We start from the raw sequence: 25,610 nt of genomic DNA on the forward strand, positions 1-25,610 counted from the left end.
ACAGAGTCTCCGGGCTGCCCCCGGGACTCGTGGCGCGCGGGCGATGCTCGTGGTCGTCTCGAGACGATCGGAGTCCTCATGCCGCACGGCGCCCGAACCTGCTTCCCCCGCATCCGCCTCGCCGTCCTGGCGCTCGTCGCCGCGCTGCTCGCGGCATCCGTGCTCGTTCCGGTGTCCGGCGCCCACGCCGCCGCACGCGGGTCCGGCTTCGGCGCGTGGGCGCCGGTGTCGCCGTACGGCTGGCACGGCTCGATGCTCGTCGACGGCGTCCACACCTACTGCATCCTGCCGGGTGCAGCCGCGCCGACCGGCGCCACGACGGACCACGGCATCCGCTCCTCGGTGCTCGGGCTCAGTCCCCGACAGCTGGCGGGCATCAACCTCCTGGTGACGAAGTACGGGCAGACGAGCGACCCGGTGCAGGCGGCAGGAGTCGCCTGGGCGGTGAAGGCGATCGCCGACTGGGATGCCGCACTCCACCACTACGGATACCGGGGATCGTCGCTCGCCGGCGCGGTCAACTGGACGTTCTCCGCACTTGCGCCCGAGCACAACATCGCCGTTCAGAAGCGGGCCGTGGCCTACTACGACGAGGCGAGGCGAGCCGGCGCGACCACCGCCGGCGGAGAGTTGATCTTCACGACCGACGCCGAGGATCATCGCGCGGGAACCGTCGAGCTCCGCACGAAGAGCGCACAGGCGACCGGATCGATCACACTCGCGGGCGCCGTGTTCGTCCGGTCGGGGACGGCCACGCTCACGAGAGCCGTGCCGGGGGTCGCCTACGACATCCGCACGACCGCCGCGCCGGGGCGGCCGCACACCGTGAGAGGAACCGGCCGCTTCTCCACCGGTATGGCGGCCGCCGTGCGCCATTTCACGACGCCCGGAGGGCAAGACACCGCCGGGCCCGGCGGTGAGCACTCCTTCGCCGCGAAGGGAGCGGATGCCGCACCGCGGGCGGCGGGGTTCGTTCCGGCGATCACGACCCAGGCAGGGGCGGCGTACTCGCCCGGCGGCGTGTTCGTCGACGACGTCACGTTCCGCGTCGACTCCGGCGAGTGGCCACGCGACGGCAAGGGCCGGTACCTCCCGCTGGTCGCCTCGGCGACCGTCTACCGCACCGACGACGAACCGGCGCCGTCTCGGAAGATCCCGACCGACGCCGTCCCCGTGGGCGAGCTCTCACTCGTCACCGACCGATCCGTCGGTCCGGAGGCCGCCTACCGGGTGTCCTCCGACTGGGAGATGGATGAGCCCGGCTTCTACAGCGCCGTATGGACGATCCGGGCCGACGCACAGCCCGACCCAGGGGCGCTGCGGCTCCCCCGCCGCTACCTGTGGTCCGAGCATTTCGGGGTCGCGAACCAGGTCACGATGGTGCCTTCGGTCTCGTCCCGCGCGCAGCGCAGAGCAGATGCCGGTGAGACCGTGAGCGACACGATCATGATCGAGGGCCCGGTCCCCGCGCGCGGCCTCGACATCTCCTCGTCGCTGTACCGCGCCGTCGACGGGATCCCGGCGGCAGACGTCTGCGTCGCGGAGAACCTCGTATGGGAAGCGCCCGCGCAGCGCGTCACGAAGCGCGGCGAGGTCACCGTCGCATCGCCGCCCGTCACCGAACCGGGCACGTACTACTGGCAGGAGCGCGCTGCCGACGTCGGCGGTGCCGTGGTCCATCTCGGGGTCTGCGGGGTGGAGCAGGAGACGTCCCGGGTCGTGAGCGCCCCCGCACCGGTCCCGAGCCCGACGCCCACGCCCGCTCCCACATCGACGCCCGCGACGACGACCCCGCCGACGCCCGCCTCCACCCCCACGCCCACGCCCACGCCCGCGTCGACGCCTGCGGCCGCTGTCCCCCGCCGCTCGACACCGCCGACGCCACCCACGGAGGACGCTCCGACTCCGCAGGGACTTGCGCGGACCGGAGCGCCCGCCGACGGAACGCGGGCGGTCGCAGGCGTCGGGATCGTCGTCCTCACCGTCGGCGCGACCCTCTTCTCGTGCCGACGCAGACGACGGTTCGAAGCACCCTCCGCAATCGGTTAGACTCGGAGGGTTGCAAAACGGGGTGTGGCGCAGCTTGGTAGCGCGCGTCGTTCGGGACGACGAGGCCGCAGGTTCAAATCCTGTCACCCCGACCATGAAGAGGCTCCGCCGCAAGGCGGGGCCTCTTCCGTTAGACCAGCAAGGAGCTTCCGACCGTGACTGCCGGCATCCCGCCCCGCCTCGTCGCCTTCGATCTCGACGACACCCTCGCGCCGTCCAAGAGCGCGATCGACCCTCGCATCGGAGACCTGCTCGTCGCCCTCGCCGATCGGGTCGAGGTCGCGATCATCTCCGGCGGCCAGCTCGCGCAGTTCACGATGCAGGTCGTCGACAGGCTCCCGGCCGCCTCCCCCGAGGCGCTCTCGCGACTCCACCTCCTCCCGACGTGCGGCACCCAGTACTACCGGATCACCCCTGCAGGCGTCTCGACCGTCTACGCCCACGCGCTGACCGACGACCAGAAGTCGCGCGCCCTCGACGCGGTCGAGGGAGAGGCCCGGCGCCTCGGCCTGTGGGAGGCCGAGACCTGGGGCGACATCCTCGAAGACCGCGGCTCGCAGATCACCTTCTCCGCACTCGGCCAGCTCGCGCCGCTCGACGCCAAGACCGCGTGGGACCCCACCGGCGAGAAGAAGAACTCGCTCCGCGCCGCGGTGGCGGAGCGCATCCCCGACCTCGAGGTCCGCTCCGGCGGCTCGACCTCGGTCGACATCACGCGCCGCGGCATCGACAAGGCGTACGGCATGCGTCAGCTCTCGGAGCAGACCGGCATCCCCCTCGACGACATGCTCTTCATCGGCGACCGCCTCGACCCCGACGGCAACGACTACCCCGTCCTGGCGATGGGCGTCGACTGCCAGGCCGTCGACGGCTGGGAGGACACCGCCGCGTTCCTCGAGCAGCTCATCCCGACGCTGCCCGGGCGCGACTGAGCGGCGTCGATCCGACGGATCGCAGCCGCCGGAACCCGAGTCCCGACGACCGCCGGCACCCGGCTAGCTCTTCGTCGACGCACGGGCGCGCGGAGCCCGCGCCGGAGCGGCCGTCGCCACCGGCACCAGCCGCTGCAGCTGCGTGACGTGCGTGGGCTCGAGCTCGGCCAGGGTCGAGACTCCGAGGAGCTGCATCGTGCGCTCGATCTCGCTGCGGAGGATCGCGATCGTACGGTCGACCCCCTGGCGGCCGCCGGCCATGAGGCCGTACAGGTAGGCACGCCCGATGAGGGTGAACTTGGCCCCGAGCGCGATCGAGGCGACGATGTCGGCGCCGTTCATGATGCCGGTGTCGACCATGACGGTCGCATCCTTGCCGACCTCCTGGACGACCTTCGGCAGGAGATGGAACGGGATGGGCGCGCGGTCGAGCTGGCGGCCGCCGTGGTTCGACAGGATGATGCCGTCGACCCCGGCATCGACCAGGCGCACCGAGTCCTCGACGTTCTGCACGCCCTTGACGACGATCTTGCCGGGCCAGAGGTCGCGGATGACGGCGAGGTCGTCGTAGCTGATCGTCGGATCCATCGCAGAGTTGAGCAGCTCGCCGACGGTTCCGCCGGTCGTCGAAAGCGACGCGAACTCGAGCTTCGGAGTGGTCAGGAAGTCGTACCACCACCACGGGCGCGGGATCGCGTTGATGATCGTGCCCACCGTCAGCTGCGGTGGGATCGAGAACCCGTTGCGCTTGTCTCGCAGGCGCGCTCCCGCGACCGGCGTGTCGACGGTGAACTGCAGGGTGTCGAACCCCGCCTCCGCAGCGCGACGGACGAGGCCGTACGAGATCTCGCGATCGCGCATCACGTACAGCTGGAACCAGTTGCGGCCGTGGGGGTTCGCGGCCTTGACGCCCTCGATCGAGGTTGTCCCGAGCGTGGACAGGGTGAACGGGATGCCGGCGGCACCGGCCGCGGAGGCCCCGGCGACCTCGCCCTCGGTCTGCATCAGGCGAGTGAAGCCGGTGGGTGCGATGCCGAAGGGCAGGGCGCTCGGTCCGCCGAGGATCTCGACCGACGTGTCGACGTCGGGGGCGGGTCGCAGGATGCCGGGGTGGAACTCGATGTCCTCGAAGGCCTGACGTGCTCGCGACAGCGACAGCTCGCCCTCGGCCGCGCCGTCGGTGTAGTCGAACGCCGCCTTGGGCGTGCGGCGCTTGGCGATCGTTCGCAGGTCGGCGATCGTGAGCGCCGAGTCGAGGCGGCGCTTGCGCCCGTCGAGCTCCGGGTTCTTGAACTTCATCAGCTCGAGGAGTTCGGCCGGGTTGGGAAGCTGTCGCTGGACCATCGTCGTGTGTTCTCCGTCAGTCGTTCGCGCGGGCGAGGCCCGCTTCGGCGTAGTAGCCGGTGATGTGGTCGTGGATGAGGGTGCGTGCGCGGCCGGCGTCGCCCGCGTCGACGGCGTCGAGGATGGTGCGGTGCTCGGCACGCAGGCGGGAGGCCGCGGCATCCCAGTCGGCGATGCCCTCCGCACCGGCCTGCACGTACGACTCGATCGCCGTGCGCAGGCCGGCCATCATCGCCGCGATGACGAGATTGCCGGATGCCTCGGCCAGCGCCAGGTGGAGCCGCGCGTCGAGGGCGAGGAACTCGGCCGGGGTGAGGTCCGCGGCGTCCATCGCGTCGACGATGGCGCGGGCGTCGCCCGTGTCGCGCGCCGGATCTGCAGCGAGGGCGTCGACCACGGCGGACTCCAGCACGAGACGCGTGCGGACGACATCGTCGAGCGGGAACCCCTGAGCCGCCACCTGCAGCCGCAGGAGGGCCGACATGCCCCCCTGCGGCGTGGCGATGATGATCGCGCCCGACGACGGCCCCGAACCCGTGCCGGTGCGGATGAGCCCCATGACTTCGAGCACGCGGAGCGCCTCACGGACGCTCGACCGGCCGACGCCGAGCGTCGACGCGAGCTCGCGTTCCGGGGGCAGGCGGTCGCCGGGGCGCAGACTTCCCTCGAGCAGGTCGGATTCGATGCGCTCGAGGACCACCTGCCACGCGCGGGTCTCGGACACGGCCACCTCCTATGGTCAGACCACAGTAGCGTGTGGTCGGACCACATGCAACCACTACTGTGAGGCCATGGATCCCCTCCTTCTCGTGCTCATCGTCTTCGGAGTGACCTGCGCATTCTGCTGGATCGCATCGCTCATCACGAAGGACACGTCCTGGGTCGACCGGATCTGGTCGGTGGTCCCGGTCGTCTACGTCTGGATCTTCGCGATCGCGGGCATCGCCGCGGGCGACGACGCGGTGCGGCTGGTCGTCATGGCGGTCCTCGTCACCGCGTGGGGTGCACGGCTCACCTTCAACTTCGCCCGCAAGGGCGGCTATACCGGCATGGAGGACTACCGCTGGGCGATCCTGCGCGGGCGGATGAAGCCGTGGCAGTTCCAGCTGTTCAACATCTTCTTCATCGTGCTGTACCAGAACGCGCTGCTCGTGCTCATCACGCTCCCCGCCTACATCGCGTGGCAGCATCCGCTCCCCTTCGGCGGATGGGATGCCGCGTTCGCCGCGCTCTTCGCCGCCTTCCTGGTCGGTGAGTTCATCGCCGACCAGCAGCAGTGGGAGTTCCACAAGGCCAAGCGGGCTGCGGGCGGGACGCTCGAGCCCGGATTCGCCACGACGGGGCTCTTCGCCCACAGCCGTCACCCGAACTTCTTCTTCGAGCAGGCGCAGTGGTGGGCGTTCTACGCGCTCGGCGCGACGGCCGCAGTGTCGGCCGGGCTGGGCGTATGGGGCGGCGCGCTCAACTGGACGATCCTCGGCGCAGCGCTGCTGACGATCCTGTTCATCGGATCGACGATCTTCACGGAGTCGATCACCGCCTCCAAGTACCCGGCCTACGCCGAGTACCAGCGCACGACATCGATGCTCGTGCCCCTCCCCCGGCGACGCTCCGGGCGTGCGCCCGAAGCCGCCTGATCAGGCGCCCGCGAACCCGTCGGGATTCTGGGACTGCCAGTTCCACGCGTCGCGGGAGGCGTCGTCGATCGTGAGCTTCGCCGTCCACTCGAGCTCGCGCGCGGCCTTCGCCGGGTCGCAGTAGGTCGCAGCGACGTCTCCTTCTCGACGCGGCAGAATCTCCGTCGGCAGTGCCCGGCCGGCTGCGCGCTCGAACGAGGCGATCAGCTCACGCACGCTCACGGGCTTGCCCGTGCCGAGGTTGTAGACCGCGAAGCCCGGCTCGCCCTTCTCCAGCGCCGCGACGTGCCCGGCCGCGAGGTCGACCACGTGGATGTAGTCGCGGAGGCCCGTGCCGTCCGGGGTGTCGTAGTCGTCGCCGAAGATGCCGACCCGCTCGAGCGCGCCGATCGCGACCCGCTGCACGTAGGGCATGAGGTTGTTCGGGATGCCCGTCGGGTCTTCGCCGATGAGGCCGCTCGGGTGTGCACCGACGGGATTGAAGTAGCGCAGGACCGTCACGTCGAGGTCGGGGTTGACGCGCGCGACGTCGGCGAGGACCACCTCGTTCATGCGCTTGGACTTGCTGTACGCGTTGGAGAGGTCGATGCTCGTCTTCGAGTCCTCGGTGAAGGGCAGGTCGGCGGGGTCGGAGTAGACCGTGCCGGTGCTCGAGAAGAGGAACGAGCGGATGCCGCGCGCAATGCCCACCCGGAGCAGTGCGTACGTCGTGTCGAGGTTGTTCGAGTAGTACTCGAGCGGCTTCTGCGTCGACTCGCCGACGGCCTTGAAGGCCGCGAGGTGCACGATCGCGTCGAACGGCCCATGCTCGTCGAACGCCGCAGCGACGACCGCATCGTCGGCGGCATCGCCCACGACCAGGGGCACCGCCTTGCCGGTGATCTGCGCGACCCGCTGCGCCGCGACGGCGGACGTGTTCGAGAGATCGTCGAGGAGCACGGCCTCGTGTCCGGCCTCGAGGAGGGCGACGGCCGTGTGGGCTCCGATGTAACCGGCGCCGCCGGCAAGCAGGACTCGCATGCCATCCAGCCTAGAGCGACGCGCGCCCGGCCCGAGACGGCGGGTCAGCCGACCCGACCCCCGGACTCGCGCAGATAGCACTCCGCGCACATCGACTCGTAGGTGACGCGCTCGGTCGACATCTCGTCGATCGCCACCTGGTCCCCGTCGAACACGAATCGGCCGCCCACGAGACGCGCGTTGAACAGCGCCTTGCGCCCGCAGCGGCAGATCGTCTTCAGCTCCTCGAGGGAGTGGGCGAGCTCGAGCAGGCGCCGCGAGCCCGGGAACGCCTGGGTCTGGAAGTCCGTGCGGATGCCGTATGCCAGCACGGGAATGCGATCCAGCACGACGATGCGCAGCAGGTCGTCCACCTGGGCCCGCGTGAGGAACTGGGCCTCGTCGATCATGAGGCACGCCACATCGGGCGCGGCGCCCGTGGCGGCGGACTCCGGGATGATGGCGTCCTCGGCCCGCGACCGCACCGCGGCCCGGTGCTCGGCGAACAAGGCCCGCAGGTCCGCGTCGGGCGCGATGAGGAAGTCGACCGTGCGCCGGACTCCGAGCCGGCTGTCGATCTGATCGGCGCCCTTGGTGTCGATCTCGGGCTTGGCCAGCAGCACGTGCTGGCCGCGCTCCTCGTAGTTGTACGCGGCCTGCAGCAGCGATGTCGACTTTCCGGAGTTCATCGCCCCGTAGCGGAAGTACAGTTTTGCCACCTGCCGAGCGTAGCCCGTCGCGAGCACCCTCCCGCCCGCTCTCACCGCCCGCCGAACCCGCCGCCGCCTCCCCCGCCGCCCGAGAAGCCTCCGCCCGACGATCCGCCCGACGACGACCACCCCGAGCTCGACGACGATCCGCTCGAGCTCGAGCGCCCGCTCGAGACGGGCGTTGCGGCGAGTCGACCGATCGAGCGCGAGGCATCCGAGATCGAGTCCGACGTCACCGCGTCGAACAGTGACAGACGGGCGGTGGATGCCGCGACCGGCGTCGCCGCGCGGATGACGTCGACCCACTCGCGCTCCATGCCGAAGAGCACCGCGTAAGGGAGCAGCCGCTCGTAGACGTTGACGACCTCGGCGTCCGGAGTGTTCGGCTCGTCGCCGTAGGGCCGCGTCCCGGCGGAGACCAGGTCGGCCGTGCGTGGCGATTGCGCTGCCCGCAGTCGGTCGGCCTCAGCGAGCCGCAGGTACTCGCGAATCCCGTCGAGGTACGTGCGGTGCGCTCCGCCGGCCCGCGTGAGGGTGGACGCGGGCAGGCTGATGAAGGGCAGGAAGAAGCCCGCGAAGAATCCGCTGAAGATCGCGGCGATGTAGATCAGTCCGCCGAGGGCTCCGGCGTCCGGCATCACGGCGAAGAACCCGTCCCCGAAGAAGATCAGGGCGAAGGCGAGCGCGATGCCGCCGAGCTGGAACAGGCCCCGCGTCGCGCCGATCCACGACGGCAGGGCGCTGCGATAGCCGCGCTGCTTCGTGAACTCGTCGATGCGGCGCACATAGGTGACGGCGCGGCTCGGGGGCTTGCGCGCGAACGCGCCGAGATCGATGTCGGCGCCGGGTCCGGCTTCCTTCCCGAAGAGCGTGTCGATCACGCGCTTGTCGTCATGCCCGAGTCCCGCGCGGTCGCGCAGCACGACCTCGAAGTCGTCGGGCTCGTCGCGGTCGCCGGTCGCGCGGATCTCGACCTTGTCGCGCACGGCGAGGTCGACCACGTGCGCGGCGAGGGCGCGACCCGGCACGTCGAGCACGCCCGCCGACAGCGTGATGGACTCGTCCGCCGGCGGGGTGTACTGGACGATCACGGGGTCGTCGTCGGGATTGCGTCGCGCGACGACCCTGACGCTCAGGAGGAAGAGCAGTCCGCCCGCACCCGACAGGAGCGCGAGGCCCGGCAGGATCCAGAGCCACCAGGGATACGGGGGCGGAGGCGGTGGGGTCTGCGCGGCGAACGTCCCCGGCGTGAAGCCGAGGGCGACGGTGATGTTCTCGTCGGGGCCGAGCGCCGTCTCGGCCGCCGTGAACGACACGCCGCTCGCCGTGGCCTCCGGATCGAGACCGGCGGTCGCGCCCACCGTCCACCCCCACGCCGTCACGGCGGCGGGCCACGGTCCGTCCTGCCGCGGACCGTCGAGGGCGCACCGCTCCGTCGAACCTGCGCCGCCGACATAGCAGAACGCGCGACCGTCGAGCAGCCCGGCGGCAGCGTCCTCGGCCACATGGATGCGTGCCGTGACGGCGTCGAAGGGCTGAGCGTGATCGGTGCCCACGGTGTCCCAGAAGAACTCGTCGGCGTCGGTGTCCTCGTAGCGCAGCACGACGTCGTGCATCGCGTAGGTGATCACGTAGGTCTGCGCGCCACGGACGTAGGAGTCGTCGCCCGTCAAGACGTAGAGCCACTCGCCGTCGGTCTCGGTCCACCACGGGATCGGCGCGTCATCTGCGCCGGTGACGGAGCGCACGGACGTTCCGAGGCCGATCCCGCTTTCGACGAGTGGAAGGGCGCGCACCATGCCCTTGTTCTGGTCGAATTCCGGGAAGCGCGCGACGATCGTCTCGGTGGTGAGCAGATTGCTGGTGCCGCCGACCCCGCGCACCAGCCAGTAGTCGGCCTCGAACGAGTCGAAGGAGAAGTCGTCGACGTCGGCCGCCAGCTGGGCTGCCGCACGACCCGCATCGGAGCCGCGCACAGCGAACGACGGCGGGGCGCCCGCACCGGCGCGCAGCACGGCGACGACGACGGCGGCCGCGGCGAGGACCAGCACGAGCATTGCCGCGAGCACCCATGTGCGCCGCGTCGAGCTCCCCCAGACCCGCATGACCCCCACCTTAGGGGGCGCCGGCGTCACGCCGTGAGAGCGAGTGTCTCCGCCGTCTCGGTGAGCGTCTCGTCGGCGACCGCGGGGCGATCGTTCAGTGTCTCGCCGTAGCTCGGGATGAGTTCGCGCAGGCGGGGCTCCCACCCGTCGATCTGCCCGGGGAAGCAGGTCTTCATGAGCCCGAGCATGATCGAGACCGCGGTCGATGCGCCGGGCGATGCGCCGAGCAGGCCGGCGATGGAGCCGTCGGCGCCGGTGACCACCTCGGTGCCGAACTGCAGCACGCCGCCCTTGTCGGGGTCCTTCTTCATGACCTGCGCGCGCTGGCCGGCCTGGATGAGCTCCCAGTCCTCGTCCTTCGCGGTGGGCATGAACGTGCGCAGGCTGTCGACCTTCTTGGCGTGGTTCTTCAGCAGCTCTCCGACGAGGTAGGTGATGAGCGAGGGGTTGTCCCACGCGACCTTGAGCATCGGGCCGATATTGCCGGGGCGGACCTGTCCGACGATGTCGAACAGCGAGCCGGTCTTCAGGAACTTGGGGCTGAACGTGGCGAAGGGGCCGAAGAGGAGGGAGGCCTCGCCGTCGACGACGCGCGTGTCGAGGTGCGGGACCGACATCGGCGGGGCTCCGACGGATGCCTGCGAGTACACCTTGGCCTTGTGCTGGGCAACGACGGCGGGATTGGTCGTCTTGAGGAACTGGCCGCCGATCGGGAAGACGCCGTAACCCGAGATCTCGGGGATGCCCGAGCGCTGCAAGAGCTTGAGCGCCCAGCCGCCGGCGCCGACGAACACGAACTTGGCACGGATCTCGCCCGGGGTGCGGCCGATCGACCGGCGGTACTTCACACGCCATGAACCGTCGTCGAGGCGCTTCAGGCGACGCACCTCGGTGTTGGTGCGCACATCGGCGCCGTTCTCGGCGAGGTGCGCGAACAGCTGTCGCGTGAGCGCGCCGAAGTCGACGTCGGTCCCGGCCGGCACGCGCGTGGCGGCGAACGGCTCGCCCTTGCGGCGCTTCTGCATGAGCAGCGGCGCCCACGTGTTGATGACGCGGGAGTCCTCGCTGTACTCGATGCCTGCGAACAGCGGCTCCTGCTTCAGCGACTCGTAGCGCTTCTTGAGGTACGCGACATCCTTCTCACCCTGCACGAAGGTCATGTGCGGCGCGGAGTTGATGAACGTGGACGGGGCATCCAGCACACCCTCGTCGACGAGCGTGGACCAGAACTGACGGCTCTGCTGGAACTGCTCGTTGATCGAGATCGCCTTCGCCGGGTCGACGGACCCGTCCTTGCCCTCGGGCATGTAGTTGAGCTCGCAGAGCGCGGCGTGCCCCGTCCCGGCGTTGTTCCACGCGTTCGAGCTCTCGAGCGCCACGTCGTGGAGCCGCTCGAAGACCGCGATCTTCCAGGTCGGCTGCAGCTCCTGCAGCAGCGTCCCGAGCGTCGCGCTCATGATCCCGCCGCCGATGAGCAGGACGTCGACCGTGCCCGCGGGCAGATCGCTGTCGTCGGGATGGGGCAGGGCGTCGTCGGGCGTTTCGGTCACCCGACAATTCTAGGCGCGCGCGAAAGCGCCACCGACCGGTGGCGTCCTCCACGCACGAAAGACCTGCGGTTCTTGACGGTTCCGCAAGCGCCGGATACCGCGCTCAGGCGTGTGCGCCGAGCGAGGCCGCCACGACCTCGGCGATCTGCACCGCGTTGAGCGCGGCGCCCTTGCGGAGGTTGTCGTTCGAGATGAACAGGACCAGGCCCCTGCCCTCGGGCGCGGACTGGTCGGCGCGGATGCGGCCGACGTAGCTCGGGTCGGTCCCCGCCGCCTGGAGAGGCGTCGGGACCTCCTCGAGCGCCACGCCCGGCGCGGCGGCGAGGATCTCGCGTGCACGGTCGGGGGTGATGTCGCGCGAGAACTCGGCGTGGATCGACAGCGAGTGCCCGGTGAACACGGGGACGCGCACGCACGTTCCCGCCACGCGGAGGTCGGGCAGCTCGAGGATCTTGCGGCTCTCGTTGCGGAGCTTCTTCTCTTCGTCGGTCTCGTTCCAGCCGTCGTCGACGAGATTGCCGGCGAGCGGGATGACGTCGAACGCGATCGGCGCGACGTACTTCTCAGGCTGCGGGAAGTCGACGGCCGATCCGTCGTGGACGAGGTCGAGCGTGTGCCCCTGCGCCAGGACCCCCTCTACCTGGCCGAGGAGCTCCTGCGCGCCGGCGAGACCCGAGCCGCTCACGGCCTGGTAGGTCGACACGATGAGGCGCTCGAGGCCGGCCTCGGCATCCAGCACCTTGAGCACCGGCATGGCGGCCATCGTCGTGCAGTTGGGGTTGGCGACGATGCCCTTCTTGGCCTCGGCGATGGCGTGCGGGTTCACCTCGCTGACGACGAGCGGCACGTCGGGGTCCATGCGCCATGCGCTGGAGTTGTCGATCACGAGCGCGCCGGCCTCGGCGAAGCGGGGAGCGTGGGCGCGGCTGCCGGTCGCGCCGGCCGAGAAGAGGGCGACGTCGATGCCGGCAGGGTCTGCCGTCGCGATGTCTTCGATGATCACGGTCTCGCCGGCGAACTCCACGGCGGTGCCGGCCGAACGGGCGGTGGCGAACAGCCTCAGCTCACGGATCGGGAAGGCGCGCTCGATGAGAATCTCGCGCATGACCGTCCCGACCTGGCCGGTGGCGCCGACGACGGCGACGGAGAGTCCTGAATCGGAGATGCGGGTCATGAGATCGATCCTTGCTGCGGAGCGGGCGCGCAGACGCCATCGGTGCGCGGGATTGGTCGATTCTACCGACGACGGCGCGCGGTCCGGTCGGTGTTACCGTCCGTGGACCGCCGGACAGCGCAGGATTCGCGCCAGAACTGCTAGCGGCCGGTGCCGGCGTGGATCACGGCGTCGTCGTCGCCGTCCAGCCCGTAGGCGGTGTGCACGACTCGTGCGGCTTCGGCGAGGTCGTCGCCGCGCACCACGACGGAGATGCGGATCTCGGACGTTGAGATCATCTCGATGTTGACGCCCGAGACGCTCAGCGCCTCGAACAGGGTCGCGGAGACGCCCGAGTGCGTCCGCATGCCGGCGCCGACGACCGACAGCTTGCCGATCTGGTCGTCGTGGACGAGGCTTTCGAAGCCGATCTCGGCCTGGTCGCCCGCGAGGGCCCGGAGCGCGGTCGCGGCGTCGGTCTTCGGGAGGGTGAACGAGATGTCGGTGCGGCCCGTGGTCGCCGCCGACACGTTCTGGACGATCATGTCGACGTTGGCGCCGGACTTGGCGACCACCTTGAAGATCTCGGCGGCCTTGCCCGGCACGTCGGGAACGCCGGTGACCGTGACCTTGGCCTGGCTGAGGTCGGTCGCGACTCCCGCGACGATCGGCTCTTCCATGTCTTCTCCCTTTTCGCCGTCGGGGAGCGTCATCCCCGGGCCGAGCACGTAGGTCCCGACGCCCGAGCTGAACGTCGAGCGCGAGTGGATGAGCACCCCGTGACGACGGGCGTACTCGACGGCGCGGATGTACAGCACCTTGGCGCCGTTCGCGGCCAGTTCGAGCATCTCCTCGGACGACACCGTGCTCAGCTTGCGCGCCTTCGGCACCACGCGGGGGTCGGCGGTGAAGATGCCGTCCACGTCGCTGTAGATCTCGCACACGTCGGCTTCGAGGGCCGCCGCCAGCGCGACGGCCGTCGTGTCGGATCCGCCGCGGCCGAGCGTCGTGATGTCGCGGGTGTCGCGGTTGAAGCCCTGGAAGCCCGCGACGATGACGATCGCGCCCTCGTCGAGCGCTTCGCGCAGGCGGATCGGCGTGACGTCGACGATGCGGGCGGCGCCGTGCGTGGCATCCGTGATCATGCCCGCCTGGCTGCCGGTGAAGGACCGCGCCTCGAAGCCCATCGAGTGGATCGCCATGGCGAGGAGCGCCATCGAGATGCGCTCGCCGCTCGAGAGCAGCATGTCGAGCTCGCGCGGCGCGGGGATCGGCGCGACCTGCGCGGCGAGGTCGAGGAGCTCGTCGGTGGTGTCGCCCATGGCGCTCACCGCGACGACGACGTCGTGCCCCGCGCGGCGCGCGTCGACGATGCGCTTCGCGACCCGCTTGATGCTCACCGCGTCTGCGACGGATGATCCGCCGTACTTCTGGACGATCAGCGCCACGTTCGAACTCCCGGAAATGCCGCCGCGCGGCACTCATGTGTCACCGGCGCGATCGGATGCCGCGCCCGAGGATCCATCTTACGGACGCCCTCATGCTGTGCTGGCCATGTGTCGGCGCGCACGCGGAGCGTCGTCAGCCGGGGGCGATGGGCGGCAGATCGCCCGCCGCCGGACGCACGCGGATCGTTCCCCCGGTGGCGGCGAGCCAGCATCCGAGGATCACGAGCGGGAAGCCGACGAGCAGGCCCAGCGTGATCTCCTCGCCGAGGATGATCGTGCCGAGGACGATGGCGACGACCGGATTCACGTAGGTGAACAGCGGCGCGCGGACCGGCCCGACGCGCGCGATCAGCGCGAAGAACACGATGAACGCCAGGGCCGTGCACAGCACCGCGAGCGCGACGAGGGCGACGGTGCTCTGCATCGTGGGCACCTCGTGCTGGGTGAGGAGCGCGATCGGCAGGTAGAACAGCCCGACCGCGAGAAGGGCGATCGTGATGGTGCCGAGCGACGGGACATCCTGGAGCTTGCGGGCGACGATGAACGGTGCGATCGCGTAGCAGAGCGCCACGAGCAGCACCTCGCCGATGGCGATGAGCCCACCGCCGCCCTCGACGGCGAGCCCGGGGCCCATGACCACGATCGCGACGCCGATGAAGCCCACGAACAGGCCGATCGCGCGGGACGGGCGCAGCACCGACCGGTCGCCGCCGCCGAGCGCGATGACCGCCGCGAACAGGGGCACCGTCGCGACGAGGAGCCCGGTCAGCCCCGACGGCAGCGTCTGCTCGGCGTGCCCGAGGAGCAGGAAGGGCCCGGCCATCTCGATCGCGCCGAACGCGAGCACCCAGCCGACCTTCGCGAACGCGGGGCGCAGCGCCTTCTGCCGCAGCGCGAAGGGCAGCAGGAGCAGCGCGCCGAGAAGGGTGCGCCCTGCCACCACCGACGCCGGAGAGTACGAGTCGACGGCCTGCTTGATGAACAGATACGGGATGCCCCACAGCAGCGCCATCGCGCCGAACAGGATCCAGGCGCGCGTGTCGAAGCGCGGGACGAGGGCGTTCATGTCATTCCCCACATGGGACAAGGCTGGAGGGCGAGGCGCGCCGGCACGATGCGCACGACCGCCAATCTAGGGCGGACGTCAGACAGAGCGGCGACCCTCGAACGCGCGGCCGAGAGTCACCTCGTCGGCGTACTCGAGGTCGCCGCCGACAGGGAGGCCCGACGCCAGTCGTGTCACGGAGATCTCGAGCGTGTGCAGAAGACGGCTCAGATACGTCGCCGTAGCCTCGCCCTCGAGGTTGGGGTTCGTCGCCAGGATGACCTCCTGCACCGTGCCGTCGGCGAGGCGCTGCATGAGCTGCGTGATCCGGAGGTCGTCGGGTCCGATGCCCGCGATGGGACTGATCGCGCCGCCGAGCACGTGGTAGAGCCCGCGGAACTCGCGCGTGCGCTCGATGGCCGCGACATCCTTGGCGTCTTCGACCACGCAGATGAGCGATGCGTTGCGGCGCGGGTCGCGGCAGATCGAGCAGCGGTCCTGCTCGGTGACGTTGCCGCAGACCTCGCAGAAGCGCACCTTGTCGCGCACCTCGGCGAGCAGTGTCGCGAGGTGGGAGACATCGAAGTTCGGGGTCTGCAGGATGTGGAACGCGATGCGCTGCGCCGACTTCGGGCCGATGCCGGGCAGCCGGCCGAACTCGTCGATCAGGTCTTGGACGATGCCGTCGTACATGGCCTAGTTGAACCTCGTCGGCGGCTCGTACGGCTCTTCGCGCACGAACGTCGCGCCCAGCATCTGCCGCACGACGGCCTCGCCGTAGCGCTGGACCCCGCCGTTGCGCATGGTGGTCACGGGCGGAAGGGGCGGCGCGACCACCGGCGGCACCGGGCGGTCGACCGCGGCATCCGGCTGGTCGGCCGCGGCGGCGTCTTCGTCGTCGGGCTCGATCGACGGTTCGACGTCGGCGGCGCGAAGCACATCGCCCTCGCGCACGGGTGCGAGCGTCGCGATGCGTGCCCGCGCGGCGTCTTCAGGCTCGTCGTCGACAGCGAACTGGCCGGCGGTCGACAGCGCGGCCGGGCCGGGGTCGGGGGGCGGCGCATCGGCGTCGGTCGGGATCGGCGCGACAGCCCACTCGGTGACCGGTGCGGCCGAGGACGGCGCGGCGGCGCGGGCCGGGGCCGATCCGCCGCCGATGGCGCGCGCGGGCGCGGGAGGAGCCGCCGGCGCGGTGGCCGACGCGGGACCGCCGGTGCCGTCGCCGTCGAACTTGGCGAGGTACTTCACGCGGATGCCGAGCACCGCCAGGATCGCCTGGCGCAGGTCTTCGCTGGGCCCGCCGCCGGCGGCACGCTGCTTGAACTTCGCGACGTCGGCCTGGCTCGCGAACGACAGCGTCAGGACGTCGTCGTCGAGGCCGGCCACCTCGGCGTTGGACGCGAGGAGCCAGGAGGTTCGACTGATGTCTTCGAGGCGGCCGAGCACTTCCGCCCACGCGTCGCGCATGCGTGCGAGCGTGACGGGGCCGGCCGGGACGGGAGGCGCGGCCGGTGTCGCCGCGGCGGGTTCGGCCGCCGGCTCGGCAGCCGTGGCCGGAGCCGACGGTGCGGAAGGAGCCACAGACGCGGAAGGAGCAGCGGCTGCGGCAGGCGCGGAGGGTGCGGCAGAGACCGTCTCCGTGCCGCGCGTCGACGTCTCGACCGTGCGCGTCGGCGCCTCGGCCGCTCGCGCAGCGGGGGCGGCCGCGGCGACAGCCGGGGGCACTGAGGCGGGCGCTGCGGGGGCAGAGGCATCCGCTCCCCTGGCGAGCACCCGGGCGACCATGAGCTCGAGCTGGAGGCGGGGCGAGGTGGCGCCGGTCATGTCGTCGAGCGTGGCGATCACCAGGTCGGCGGTGCGCGAGAGGCGCACGGTGCCGAAGGAGTCGGCCTGGCCCTTCATGCGCACGAGATCTTCGGCCGAGACACCGCGGAGCACGGCTGCGGCGCCCTGGCCCGTCGCGGCGACCACGATGAGGTCGCGCAGGCGCTCGAGCAGATCGTCGACGAACCGACGAGGATCCTGGCCGGTCTGGACCACCCGGTCGACCGCAGCGAAGGCGCCCTGGGCGTCGCCGGCGGCGAAGGCGTCGACGACCTCGTCGAGCAGCTCGGCGTGGGTGTAGCCGAGGAGCGACACCGCGCGCTCGTAGCGGACCCCGCCCTCTTCGGACCCGGCGATCAGCTGGTCGAGGAGGGAGAGCGTGTCTCGCGGCGAACCGCCACCGGCGCGGACGACGAGCGGCAGCACGCCCGCCTCGACCTCGACGCCCTCCTGGGTGCAGAGCTCTTCGACGTACGAGAGCATGGCGCCCGGCGGGACGAGCCGGAACGGGTAGTGGTGCGTGCGCGAGCGGATGGTGCCGATGACCTTCTCGGGCTCGGTCGTCGCGAAGATGAACTTGACGTGGTCGGGCGGCTCCTCGACGAGCTTCAGCAGCGCGTTGAAGCCCTGCGGCGTCACCATGTGCGCCTCGTCGAGGATGAAGATCTTGAAGCGGTCGCGCGCCGGCGCGAAGACGGCGCGCTCGCGCAGATCTCGGGCGTCGTCGACGCCGTTGTGCGAGGCGGCGTCGATCTCGACGACATCGAGGGATCCGCCCCCGCCGCGCCCGAGCTCGACGCAGCTGTCGCACTTCCCGCACGGGGTGTCGGTCGGCCCCTCGGCGCAGTTGAGGCAGCGAGCGAGGATGCGCGCCGACGTCGTCTTGCCGCAGCCGCGCGGGCCCGAGAAGAGGTACGCGTGCCCGACGCGATCGCTCCGCAGCGCCGTCATGAGCGGCTCGGTGACCTGAGCCTGCCCGATCATCTCGCCGAACGACTCGGGTCGGTAGCGGCGATAGAGGGCTGTGGTCACCCCCACAGCCTACGACGTGCGTGTGACATCGGCTGGGCCCGGATCACGCGTCCGCGCCGTGCTCGACGTCCGCCGCCCCGACGATGATCGGGATCGACGAGGTCACCGTCGGCACGGAGGCCGAGAGGTACGAGCCGTCCTCGCGCCGCACGTCGGTGAGCTGGCCGAGCGTCGGCCGGCCCGGGATGACATGGCCCTGCCCGTCGAGCGGCACCGAGACCGTCTCCCCCGCGCCGACGACGTAGCCCATGCCGCGCACGCTGAAGCCGACCGGATCGCCGTCCGATGCCGCGACCGTCAGCTCGTCGCGCGTGATCGTGATCTGCAGCCGCGTGCCGTGCCAGTGGAGCACGAACGAGAGCTCGGGCCAGTCCGCGGGCAGGCGCGGGTCGAACGACAGCTCGCCGAAATGGTCGCGCATGCCGCCGAAGCCCGCCACGAGCGCCGTCCAGACCCCGCCCGCGGAGGCGACGTGGACGCCGTCGGAGGCGTTGTGGTGGAGGTCGGCGAGGTCGACGAAGATCGACTGCCGGAAGTACTCCAGCGCGAGGTCCTGGTAGCCGACCTCGGCGGCCAGGATCGCCTGCACCACCGCCGACAGCGTCGAGTCGCCGGTGGTCAGCGGGTCGTAGTACTCGAAGTCGGCGAGCTTGTCCTCGTCGGAGAAGTGGTTGCCCTGCAGGAACAGCGCGAGCACGACATCCGCCTGCTTGAGCACCTGGTAGCGGTAGATCACCAGCGGGTGGAAGTGCAGCAGCAGCGGCCGCTTGTCGGGCGGCGTGTTCTCGAGGTCCCAGATCTCCCGCTCGAGGAACACATGATCCTGCGGGTGGATGCCGAGCGCCGGGCTGAACGGGATGTGCATCGCCTCGGCGGCCTTCTCCCACCCCTCGGGCTCGGCCGGGTCGAGACCGAGGCGGTCGACCATCTTGCGATAGACCTCGCCGTCGACCTCGGCCATCTCGCGCACCGTGCGGGCGGCGAAGCGGAGGTTGAAGCGCGCCATGACGTTCGTGAACAGGTTGTCGTTGACGACGGTCGTGTACTCGTCGGGGCCCGTGACGCCGTGGATGTGGAAGCTCTCCTCCCCCGCGCCGTCGACGGTGCGCCAGAAGCCGAGCGTGGCCCACAGGCGTGCGGTCTCGACGGCGATGTCGACGCCCTCGCGGTAGAGGAACTCGCTGTCGCCCGTCGCCCGGATGTACTTCGCGAGCGCGAAGCTGACGTCGGCGTTGATGTGGTACTGCGCGGTTCCGGCCGCGTAGTAGGCGGATGCCTCTTCCCCGTTGATCGTCCGCCAGGGGAAGAGCGCGCCGTGCTCGTTGAGCTGGAACGCGCGCTTGCGGGCGGCGGGAAGCATCAGGTACCGCATGCGCAGGGCATTGCGGGCCCAGAGCGGCGTCGTGTACGCCAGGAACGGCAGGACGTAGATCTCGGTGTCCCAGAAGTAGTGGCCGCTGTAGCCCGAGCCGGTCATGCCCTTGGCGGGAACGCCCTGTCCGTCGGCGCGGGCGGACGCCTGCGCGAGCTGGAAGAGGCACCACCGCGTCGCCTGCTGCAGGTCGTCGTGTCCGCCGATCCGCACGTCCGAGCGTTCCCAGAAGCCGTCGAGCCAGGCGCGCTGCTCCACGTGCACCGCCTCGACGCCGACCGTCATGGCCCGGTCCAGGGTGCGCCGGCAGCGGTCGACGAGCTCTCGCGCCGGCACGCCGCGCGACGTGTGGTAGCTGACGAGCTTCGTCACCCGCACCGGCACACCGGCCTTCGCCTGCACGCGGAACACGTTCTTGGCGATGTCGGGCTCGATGAGCGTGCGCGCGGTGTACGGGTTCTCGGTCTCGACGAGGTGGTCGGCGACGACGGCGATCGTCATGCCGGAATCGGTCACCCGGTACGACAGAGCAGAGCGCAGCCGGTCCTGCCAGTACTCCTGCGGCTGCAGCACGCGCTCCTGGATGCGGTCGGCCTTGCGCGGGTCGAACCCGGCCCGCTTCGGAGCGGTCGGCGTGCCGCCGTAGACGTCCTCGCCGTCCTGGCGGTTGAGGATCTGGCAGCTCACCGTGACGGGGGCGTCGGCATTCAGCACGGTGACGTCCACCGTCATGACGGAGAGGTGCTTCTCCTCGAACGACACCATCCGCTCGTACTCGATCCGCACGTCCTTGCCCGACGGCGTGGTCCACAGCACGTGCCGGCGCAGCACACCGTCGCGCATGTCGAGAACGCGCTCGTACTCGCGCACATCGGCGACGTCGAGCGACAGCGGCTCGTCGTCGACGTACACGCGCATGACCTTGGCGTCGGGCGCGTTGATGATCGTCTGGCCGACTTCGGCGAACCCGTACGCCTGCTCCGCGTGGCGGATCGGGAACGTCTCGTGGAACCCGTTGATGAACGTGCCGTGCTCGTGCGCGTGCCGCCCTTCGGGGTGGTTCCCGCGCATGCCGAGGTAGCCGTTGCCGACGGCGAACAGGGTCTCGGTCACCCCGGTGTCGTCGAGATCGAACTCCGTCTCGACGAGCCGCCAGGGATCGACGGGGAACCGGTCGCGATCGATCATGCGGTGCTCTCCTCGGTGCTGGTCGGTGATCCGGGGACGGAGGGGCCCGATGCCGCGCCGACTGCGGGCACGAGCTCGGCGAGGTCTTCGACGACGACGTGCGCGCCGGCATCGCGCAGCGCCTGGGCACCGGCGCCGCGGTCGACTCCGACGACGAGGCCGAAGCCCCCGGACGCGGCGGAGCGGACCCCGCTCAGCGCGTCCTCGACGGCGGCGCTGCGCGCGGGATCGACCCCGATCATCCGCGCGGCCTCGACGAACACGTCGGGCGCGGGCTTGGAGGCGAGGTGGTCGCGCTCGGCGATGACGCCGTCCATGACGACGCGGAACCGATCGCGGATGCCCGCCACGGCGAGGACCTCCTCGGCGTTCTTCGAGCTCGACACGACGGCCACCTCGGTCCCCGCTGCGGCGAGCGCGTCGAGCAGGGCGAGCGAACCGGGGTACGGGGCGATGCCCTCGTCGCGGAGCACCTTCTCGAACACGACGTTCTTGCGGTTGCCGATGCCGCACACGGTGTCGGCGGTCACCGGATCGGACGGGTCGCCCCACGGCACCTCGACGTCGCGCGAGCGCAGCAGGCCGGCGACGCCGTCGTAGCGCTTCTTGCCGTCGAGGTGGTCGAAGTAGTCCCGCTCCGTATAGGGCGGTGCGATGCCCCACGAGGCGAAGAGCTCCTCGAACATCGTCTGCCAGGCGTGCATGTGCACTTCGGCGGTGGGAGTGAGGACGCCGTCCAGATCGAACAGGACGGCGTCGTAGGCGGTCAGATCGGGCAGGGCGTCCATGGGCACCTCCAAAGGGTAGCGACGGCAGGTTACGAGCGCGCGACGCTCAGGGTCTGGCGGGCGATCTCGAGCTCCTCGTCGGTCGGGACGACGAGGACCGTGACGGCCGAGGCATCCGTCGAGATGATCCGGATGCCGCGGCCCGGCGCGAGATTGCGCTCGTGATCGATCTCCACCCCGGCGAAGCCGAGGGTCTCCAGCGCCGCGGAGCGCACCAGCGGAGCGTTCTCGCCGACGCCGGCGGTGAACGAGATCACGTCGGCGCCGCCGAGTTGCGCGAGGTACGCACCGGCGTAGGCGCGCAGGCGGTGGACGTAGACCTCGTAGGCGAGGAGGGCCTGCTCGTCGCCGTCCGCGATGGCCGAGCGGATGTCGCGGAGGTCCGAGGATCCCGCGAGCCCGAGCATCCCGCTCCGCTTGTTGAGGAGATCGTCGAGGTCGTCGATCGACATGCCCTCGCGGCGCGCGAGATGGAACAGGACGGCCGGGTCGAGGTCGCCCGAGCGCGTGCCCATCACGAGCCCCTCGAGCGGGGTGAACCCCATCGACGTCTCGACCGACCGGCCGCCGTCGATCGCGGTCGCGGACGCGCCGTTGCCGAGGTGGAAGACGATCTGCCTCAGATCTTCGAGCGGGCGCCCGAGGAACGCGGCCGCCGCCTCGCTGACGAACTTGTGCGAGGTGCCGTGGAACCCGTACCGGCGGATGCGGTGGGATGCCGCGATCCCCGCGTCGATCGCGTAGGTGTACACGTGCGGAGCGAGGGTCTGATGGAACGCCGTGTCGAACACCGCGACGTGCGGCACGTCGGGGAACGCCTTCTTCGCCGCGACGATGCCGGCGAGGTTCGCGGGATTGTGGAGCGGCGCGAGGACGGAGAGCTCGTCGATGTTGATCTCGACGAGGGGCGTGATCAGGGTCGGCTCGAAGAACCGGGCGCCGCCGTGCACGACGCGGTGCCCGACGGCCACGGGAGGCCGGTCGGCGAGGGCGGGGCCGTCGGAGGCGAACGCGTCGAGCATGACCTGGAACCCGGCCGTGTGGTCGAGGATCGGCAGCTCGCGCGTGTGAGTGGCGTTCAGCATGGTCGGCGCCGGGCCGTCCGACGGCGGCGCGACCACGGTGTGCGTCGCGCGGCCCATCGGCTCGCCGATGCGCTCGACCAGCCCCGAGGCGAGGGTGGACTCGCCCTCCATGTCGATCAGCTGATACTTGAACGACGACGAGCCGGAGTTGACGACCAGGACGAGCGACACCGTCATTCTCCCTGCGCCTGGATCGCCGTGATCGCGATCGTGTTCACAATGTCGTCCACCAGCGCGCCGCGCGAGAGGTCGTTGATCGGCTTGTTGAGGCCCTGCAGCACGGGTCCGATCGCCACGGCGCCGGCCGACCGCTGGACGGCCTTGTAGGTGTTGTTGCCCGTGTTGAGGTCGGGGAACACGAACACCGTCGCGCGACCCGCCACCTCGGAACCCGGCATCTTCGCCGCGGCGACCGCGGCGTCGGCGGCGGCGTCGTACTGGATCGGGCCCTCCACCAGGAGCTCGGGCGCCCGCTCGCGCACGAGGGCCGTGGCATCCCTGACCTTCTCCACCTCGGCGCCCGAGCCCGACTCCCCGGTCGAGTACGACAGCATCGCGACGCGCGGGTCGATCCCGAACTGCGCGGCGGTGGCCGCCGAGGAGATCGCGATGTCGGCGAGCTGCTCGGACGTCGGATCCGGGATCACAGCGCAGTCGCCGTAGACGAGCACACGATCGGCGAGCGCCATGAGGAAGACGCTCGACACGACCGAGACCCCCGGCTTCGTCTTGATGATCTCGAACGCCGGCCGGATCGTGTGCGCCGTCGTGTGCGCGGCGCCCGAGACCATGCCGTCGGCGAGACCCAGGTGCACCATCATCGTGCCGAAGTACGAGACATCCGTCACGGTGTCGGCGGCCTGCGACAGCGTGACGCCCTTGTGCGCGCGCAGCCGGGCGTACTCCTCGGCGAACTTGTGGACGTGCACCGCGTCGAGGGGCGACAGCACCTCGGCGCCCTGGATGTCGATGCCGAGCTCGATCGCCCGGGCGCGCACCTCGAAGGGCTCACCGAGGATCGTCAGGTCGGCGATGCCGCGCTTGAGCACCGTCGCTGCGGCTCGCAGCACGCGGTCGTCATCGCCCTCCGGCAGAACGATCCGCTTGCGCTGCGCGCGGGCGCGCTCGATCAGCTGGAACTCGAACATGAGCGGCGTCACCACGGTCGCGCGCGCGACGCCGAACGCCGCGAGCAGCTCGTCGGTGTCGACGCTCTGCTCGAAGATCGCGAGCGCCGTGTCGTAGCGGCGCTGCGAGTCGGCCGCGAGCCGGCCGCGCGTGCCCATGATGCGCGCGGCGGTCTCGTACGTGCCGAGGTCGGTCGTGATGATCGGGACGTTGGAGCCGAGTCCGTCGAGGAGGCGCGTGATCGGCTCGGGCAGCTCGAAGCCGCCGTTGAGGACGATGCCCGAGATCGACGGGAACGTGCCCGACGCGTTCGCGAGCAGCGTCGCGAGCAGCACCTCGGAGCGGTCGGCGGGGATGACGACGACCGCGCCCTCGAGCAGGCGCGGCAGCACGTTGACCATCGACATGCCTGCGACGACGACCCCCAGCGCCTCCCGGGTGAGCCGGTCCGGGTCGCCCGAGAGCAGCTCGCCCCCGACCGAGCGCATGATCCCGCGCATCGACGGGGCGACGAGGAAGCGGTCCTCGGGGATCGCCCACACCGGCACATCGGCCTTCTCGGGCGGGACGGACGCCTGGACCGAGCGGCGGATCGCGGCGATCGTCTCGTCGGCATCGGCCGGTTCGGCGCGGTTCGCGACGACGGCGAAGAGCTCGGCCCGGCCGTGGGCGAGCTCCGTGAGCGCGAGGTCGGCGATCTGCCCCATCTCGGCGGACGTGCGCGGGAGCGACGAGCCCAGCTGCTCGGGCTGCGTCTGGCTCTGGGCCGAGCGACCGCCCAGCACGAGGAGCACCGGGGCGCCGAGGTTCGCGGCGATCCGGGCGTTGTACGCGAGCTCGGCGGGGCTGCCGACGTCGGTGTAGTCGCTCCCGAGGATCACGACGGCGTCGCACTGCGCCTCGACGGCCTTGTAGCGCTCGACGATCACGGCGAGCGCGGCATCCGGATCGTGGCGCACGTCGTCGTAGGTGACGCCGATGCACTCGTCGTACGGCAGGTCGACGCCGTCGTGGTCGAGCAGCATCTCGAGCACGTAGTCGGGCTCGACGGTGGAGCGCGCGATCGCGCGGAACACGCCCACGCGGGGAGTGGCGTGGCTCAGTGCATCGAGCACACCGAGCGCGACCGTGGACTTCCCCGAGTGGCCTTCCGCCGACGTGATGAAGATGCTGTGCGCCACGCGTCCAGCCTATGGGCGGCAGGATGCCCCGGCCAGGCGACGGCCGTTCGCACAGCAAGCCCATAGCGGCGGCCGGGCTAGGCTCACCCGCATGAGCGCCCCTCGCCCCGGCATCGACGTGCCAGATCACCGCGGCCGCACGGGACTGGATCAGGAGGGGCGCGCGCTCGACCGCAACCCCGACGTGAGGGTGACGGATGTGGAGCTCCTCGCTGCGGGATGGCATGTGCTGCGACGCACGACGCTGGAGTACCGCGCCCCCTCGGGCGAGTGGGAGACGCAGCAGCGCGAGACCTACGACCGCGGCAACGGCGCCACGGTCCTGCTGTACGACCCGGCACGGCGCACGGTGCTGCTCACGCGGCAGTTCCGCTACCCCGTCTACGTCAACGGGCATCCCGACGGGATGCTGGTCGAGACCGCCGCCGGCCTGCTCGACGAGGACGACGCGGCCACGGCCATCCGGCGCGAGGCCGCCGAGGAGACCGGTGTCGAGATCGGCGAGCTCGAGCACGTCTGGGACGTGTTCATGAGCCCCGGGTCCGTGACCGAGCGCATCCACTTCTTCGCCGCGCCGTACGACGGCTCGACCCGCTCCGGCGAGAGCGGCGGACTCGCCGAGGAGGGCGAGCACATCGAGCTGCTCGAGCCCGACATCGAGGAGGCGCTCGGGATGATCCGCGACGGGCGCATCCAGGACGCCAAGACGATCATGCTGCTGCAGTGGGCGGTCCTGGACGGCCCCTTCGCGCACCGACGCGCGGATCGGGCATTCCGCCCGGAAGTTTAAGACTCTCCGCGAACCCGGCAGAGCCTGGTTACCCTTGCTACGTTTCCGTCCTGGGGGAATTGGCCTGGATGCCGCCTCGCGGAGAGCTGACACCAGTCTAACCCGGTCGTGAGCGGTCGCCGACAGCGATGACCATGCAGTGATCTCCCAGGCCCGCGGCGGCCCGTCCGTTGTTACGATCAACGGGTGGGCGGGCGATGTGGCCCGCTTGACCGGCTCACCCGCCCGAACGGGCGGCCAGGGAGGGCGC

At 70.7% G+C, this 25,610-nt stretch carries 19 protein-coding genes, 1 tRNA gene and 1 other RNA gene; 5 read left to right on the top strand and 16 right to left on the bottom strand.

What is annotated here, in order from left to right:
- Positions 1-78 precede the first annotated feature (78 nt).
- The 3 genes from EER34_RS17665 to EER34_RS15535 all read left to right on the top strand — a co-directional run bounded on the left by EER34_RS17665 (position 79) and on the right by EER34_RS15535 (position 2,981).
- A complete protein-coding gene (locus EER34_RS17665; protein ID WP_127476315.1) occupies positions 79-2,049 on the top strand; it encodes a hypothetical protein in 1,971 nt (656 codons plus the stop codon).
- Positions 2,050-2,067: 18 nt separating this feature from the next.
- Positions 2,068-2,144, top strand: a tRNA-Pro gene (locus EER34_RS15530).
- Positions 2,145-2,204: 60 nt separating this feature from the next.
- On the top strand, positions 2,205-2,981 hold the full coding sequence (locus EER34_RS15535) for an HAD-IIB family hydrolase (protein ID WP_127476317.1): 777 nt from the start codon (positions 2,205-2,207) through the stop codon (positions 2,979-2,981).
- 63 nt (positions 2,982-3,044) lie between these two features.
- Here EER34_RS15535 and EER34_RS15540 read toward each other — a convergent pair whose 3' ends face one another.
- Positions 3,045-4,325 carry an alpha-hydroxy acid oxidase gene (locus tag EER34_RS15540; protein ID WP_127476319.1) on the bottom strand — a complete coding sequence of 427 codons (1,281 nt, stop codon included), beginning with the start codon at positions 4,323-4,325 and terminating at the stop codon, positions 3,045-3,047.
- Positions 4,326-4,341: 16 nt separating this feature from the next.
- The gene (locus tag EER34_RS15545) at positions 4,342-5,049 is read right to left on the bottom strand and encodes a FadR/GntR family transcriptional regulator (protein WP_240642417.1); all 708 of its coding nucleotides are present in this window, start codon (positions 5,047-5,049) and stop codon (positions 4,342-4,344) included.
- A gap of 67 nt (positions 5,050-5,116) precedes the next feature.
- Between EER34_RS15545 and EER34_RS15550 the strand changes: the two genes are divergently transcribed.
- Positions 5,117-5,962, top strand: coding sequence for a DUF1295 domain-containing protein (locus tag EER34_RS15550; RefSeq protein WP_127476322.1), 846 nt, complete (start codon positions 5,117-5,119; stop codon positions 5,960-5,962).
- Here EER34_RS15550 and galE read toward each other — a convergent pair whose 3' ends face one another.
- The 13 genes from galE to pta form a co-directional block, all read right to left on the bottom strand.
- On the bottom strand, positions 5,963-6,982 hold the full coding sequence (gene galE / locus EER34_RS15555) for a UDP-glucose 4-epimerase GalE (RefSeq protein ID WP_127476324.1): 1,020 nt from the start codon (positions 6,980-6,982) through the stop codon (positions 5,963-5,965).
- Positions 6,983-7,026: 44 nt separating this feature from the next.
- Positions 7,027-7,680: a thymidine kinase gene (locus EER34_RS15560; protein WP_127476326.1), complete on the bottom strand. Its 654-nt coding sequence runs from the start codon at positions 7,678-7,680 to the stop codon at positions 7,027-7,029.
- A gap of 41 nt (positions 7,681-7,721) precedes the next feature.
- Positions 7,722-9,776, bottom strand: coding sequence for a DUF2207 family protein (locus EER34_RS15565; protein ID WP_127476328.1), 2,055 nt, complete (start codon positions 9,774-9,776; stop codon positions 7,722-7,724).
- A gap of 26 nt (positions 9,777-9,802) precedes the next feature.
- The gene (locus tag EER34_RS15570) at positions 9,803-11,278 is read right to left on the bottom strand and encodes a malate:quinone oxidoreductase (protein WP_276317255.1); all 1,476 of its coding nucleotides are present in this window, start codon (positions 11,276-11,278) and stop codon (positions 9,803-9,805) included.
- Positions 11,279-11,429: 151 nt separating this feature from the next.
- Positions 11,430-12,500, bottom strand: a complete 1,071-nt coding sequence (locus EER34_RS15575; RefSeq protein WP_127476332.1) for an aspartate-semialdehyde dehydrogenase — start codon at positions 12,498-12,500, stop codon at positions 11,430-11,432.
- A gap of 140 nt (positions 12,501-12,640) precedes the next feature.
- Positions 12,641-13,927 (bottom strand): aspartate kinase, encoded by a 1,287-nt coding sequence (locus EER34_RS15580; RefSeq protein WP_127476334.1) that lies wholly within the window; start codon positions 13,925-13,927, stop codon positions 12,641-12,643.
- 133 nt (positions 13,928-14,060) lie between these two features.
- Positions 14,061-14,993: a DMT family transporter gene (locus EER34_RS15585; protein ID WP_127476336.1), complete on the bottom strand. Its 933-nt coding sequence runs from the start codon at positions 14,991-14,993 to the stop codon at positions 14,061-14,063.
- 78 nt (positions 14,994-15,071) lie between these two features.
- The gene (gene recR, locus EER34_RS15590) at positions 15,072-15,665 is read right to left on the bottom strand and encodes a recombination mediator RecR (protein WP_127476338.1); all 594 of its coding nucleotides are present in this window, start codon (positions 15,663-15,665) and stop codon (positions 15,072-15,074) included.
- A gap of 3 nt (positions 15,666-15,668) precedes the next feature.
- On the bottom strand, positions 15,669-17,828 hold the full coding sequence (locus tag EER34_RS15595; RefSeq protein ID WP_127476340.1) for a DNA polymerase III subunit gamma and tau: 2,160 nt from the start codon (positions 17,826-17,828) through the stop codon (positions 15,669-15,671).
- Between the two features lie 43 nt (positions 17,829-17,871).
- On the bottom strand, positions 17,872-20,388 hold the full coding sequence (locus EER34_RS15600; protein ID WP_127476342.1) for a glycoside hydrolase family 65 protein: 2,517 nt from the start codon (positions 20,386-20,388) through the stop codon (positions 17,872-17,874).
- The gene (locus EER34_RS15605) at positions 20,385-21,176 is read right to left on the bottom strand and encodes an HAD family hydrolase (RefSeq protein ID WP_127476498.1); all 792 of its coding nucleotides are present in this window, start codon (positions 21,174-21,176) and stop codon (positions 20,385-20,387) included. Before EER34_RS15605 ends, EER34_RS15600 begins: the two co-directional genes overlap by 4 nt.
- 29 nt (positions 21,177-21,205) lie before the next feature.
- Positions 21,206-22,432: an acetate/propionate family kinase gene (locus tag EER34_RS15610; protein ID WP_127476344.1), complete on the bottom strand. Its 1,227-nt coding sequence runs from the start codon at positions 22,430-22,432 to the stop codon at positions 21,206-21,208.
- 2 nt (positions 22,433-22,434) lie between these two features.
- Positions 22,435-24,570: a phosphate acetyltransferase gene (pta, locus tag EER34_RS15615; RefSeq protein WP_127476346.1), complete on the bottom strand. Its 2,136-nt coding sequence runs from the start codon at positions 24,568-24,570 to the stop codon at positions 22,435-22,437.
- A 91-nt stretch (positions 24,571-24,661) separates the two neighbouring features.
- On the opposite strand from pta, the gene EER34_RS15620 reads away from it, so the two are divergent.
- On the top strand, positions 24,662-25,360 hold the full coding sequence (locus EER34_RS15620) for an NUDIX domain-containing protein (protein ID WP_127476348.1): 699 nt from the start codon (positions 24,662-24,664) through the stop codon (positions 25,358-25,360).
- On the opposite strand, the gene ffs is transcribed toward EER34_RS15620, so the two are convergent.
- Positions 25,355-25,451, bottom strand: an RNA gene (gene ffs / locus EER34_RS15625) — signal recognition particle sRNA small type. The two genes, EER34_RS15620 and ffs, sit on opposite strands and share 6 nt — an antisense overlap.
- Positions 25,452-25,610: the final 159 nt, after the last annotated feature.

The sequence above is a fragment of the Microbacterium sulfonylureivorans genome (assembly GCF_003999995.1).
GTDB lineage: Bacteria > Actinomycetota > Actinomycetes > Actinomycetales > Microbacteriaceae > Microbacterium > Microbacterium sulfonylureivorans.

Coding starts and splice junctions, on each gene's coding strand:
- EER34_RS15605 (WP_127476498.1), bottom strand. CDS start 21,176: ATGGACGCCCTGCCCGATCTGACCGCCTACGACGCCGTCCTGTTCGAT.
- EER34_RS15565 (WP_127476328.1), bottom strand. CDS start 9,776: ATGCGGGTCTGGGGGAGCTCGACGCGGCGCACATGGGTGCTCGCGGCA.
- EER34_RS15550 (WP_127476322.1), top strand. CDS start 5,117: ATGGATCCCCTCCTTCTCGTGCTCATCGTCTTCGGAGTGACCTGCGCA.
- EER34_RS17665 (WP_127476315.1), top strand. CDS start 79: ATGCCGCACGGCGCCCGAACCTGCTTCCCCCGCATCCGCCTCGCCGTC.
- recR (WP_127476338.1), bottom strand. CDS start 15,665: ATGTACGACGGCATCGTCCAAGACCTGATCGACGAGTTCGGCCGGCTG.
- EER34_RS15620 (WP_127476348.1), top strand. CDS start 24,662: ATGAGCGCCCCTCGCCCCGGCATCGACGTGCCAGATCACCGCGGCCGC.
- galE (WP_127476324.1), bottom strand. CDS start 6,982: ATGCGAGTCCTGCTTGCCGGCGGCGCCGGTTACATCGGAGCCCACACG.
- EER34_RS15575 (WP_127476332.1), bottom strand. CDS start 12,500: ATGACCCGCATCTCCGATTCAGGACTCTCCGTCGCCGTCGTCGGCGCC.
- EER34_RS15600 (WP_127476342.1), bottom strand. CDS start 20,388: ATGATCGATCGCGACCGGTTCCCCGTCGATCCCTGGCGGCTCGTCGAG.
- EER34_RS15585 (WP_127476336.1), bottom strand. CDS start 14,993: ATGAACGCCCTCGTCCCGCGCTTCGACACGCGCGCCTGGATCCTGTTC.
- EER34_RS15540 (WP_127476319.1), bottom strand. CDS start 4,325: ATGGTCCAGCGACAGCTTCCCAACCCGGCCGAACTCCTCGAGCTGATG.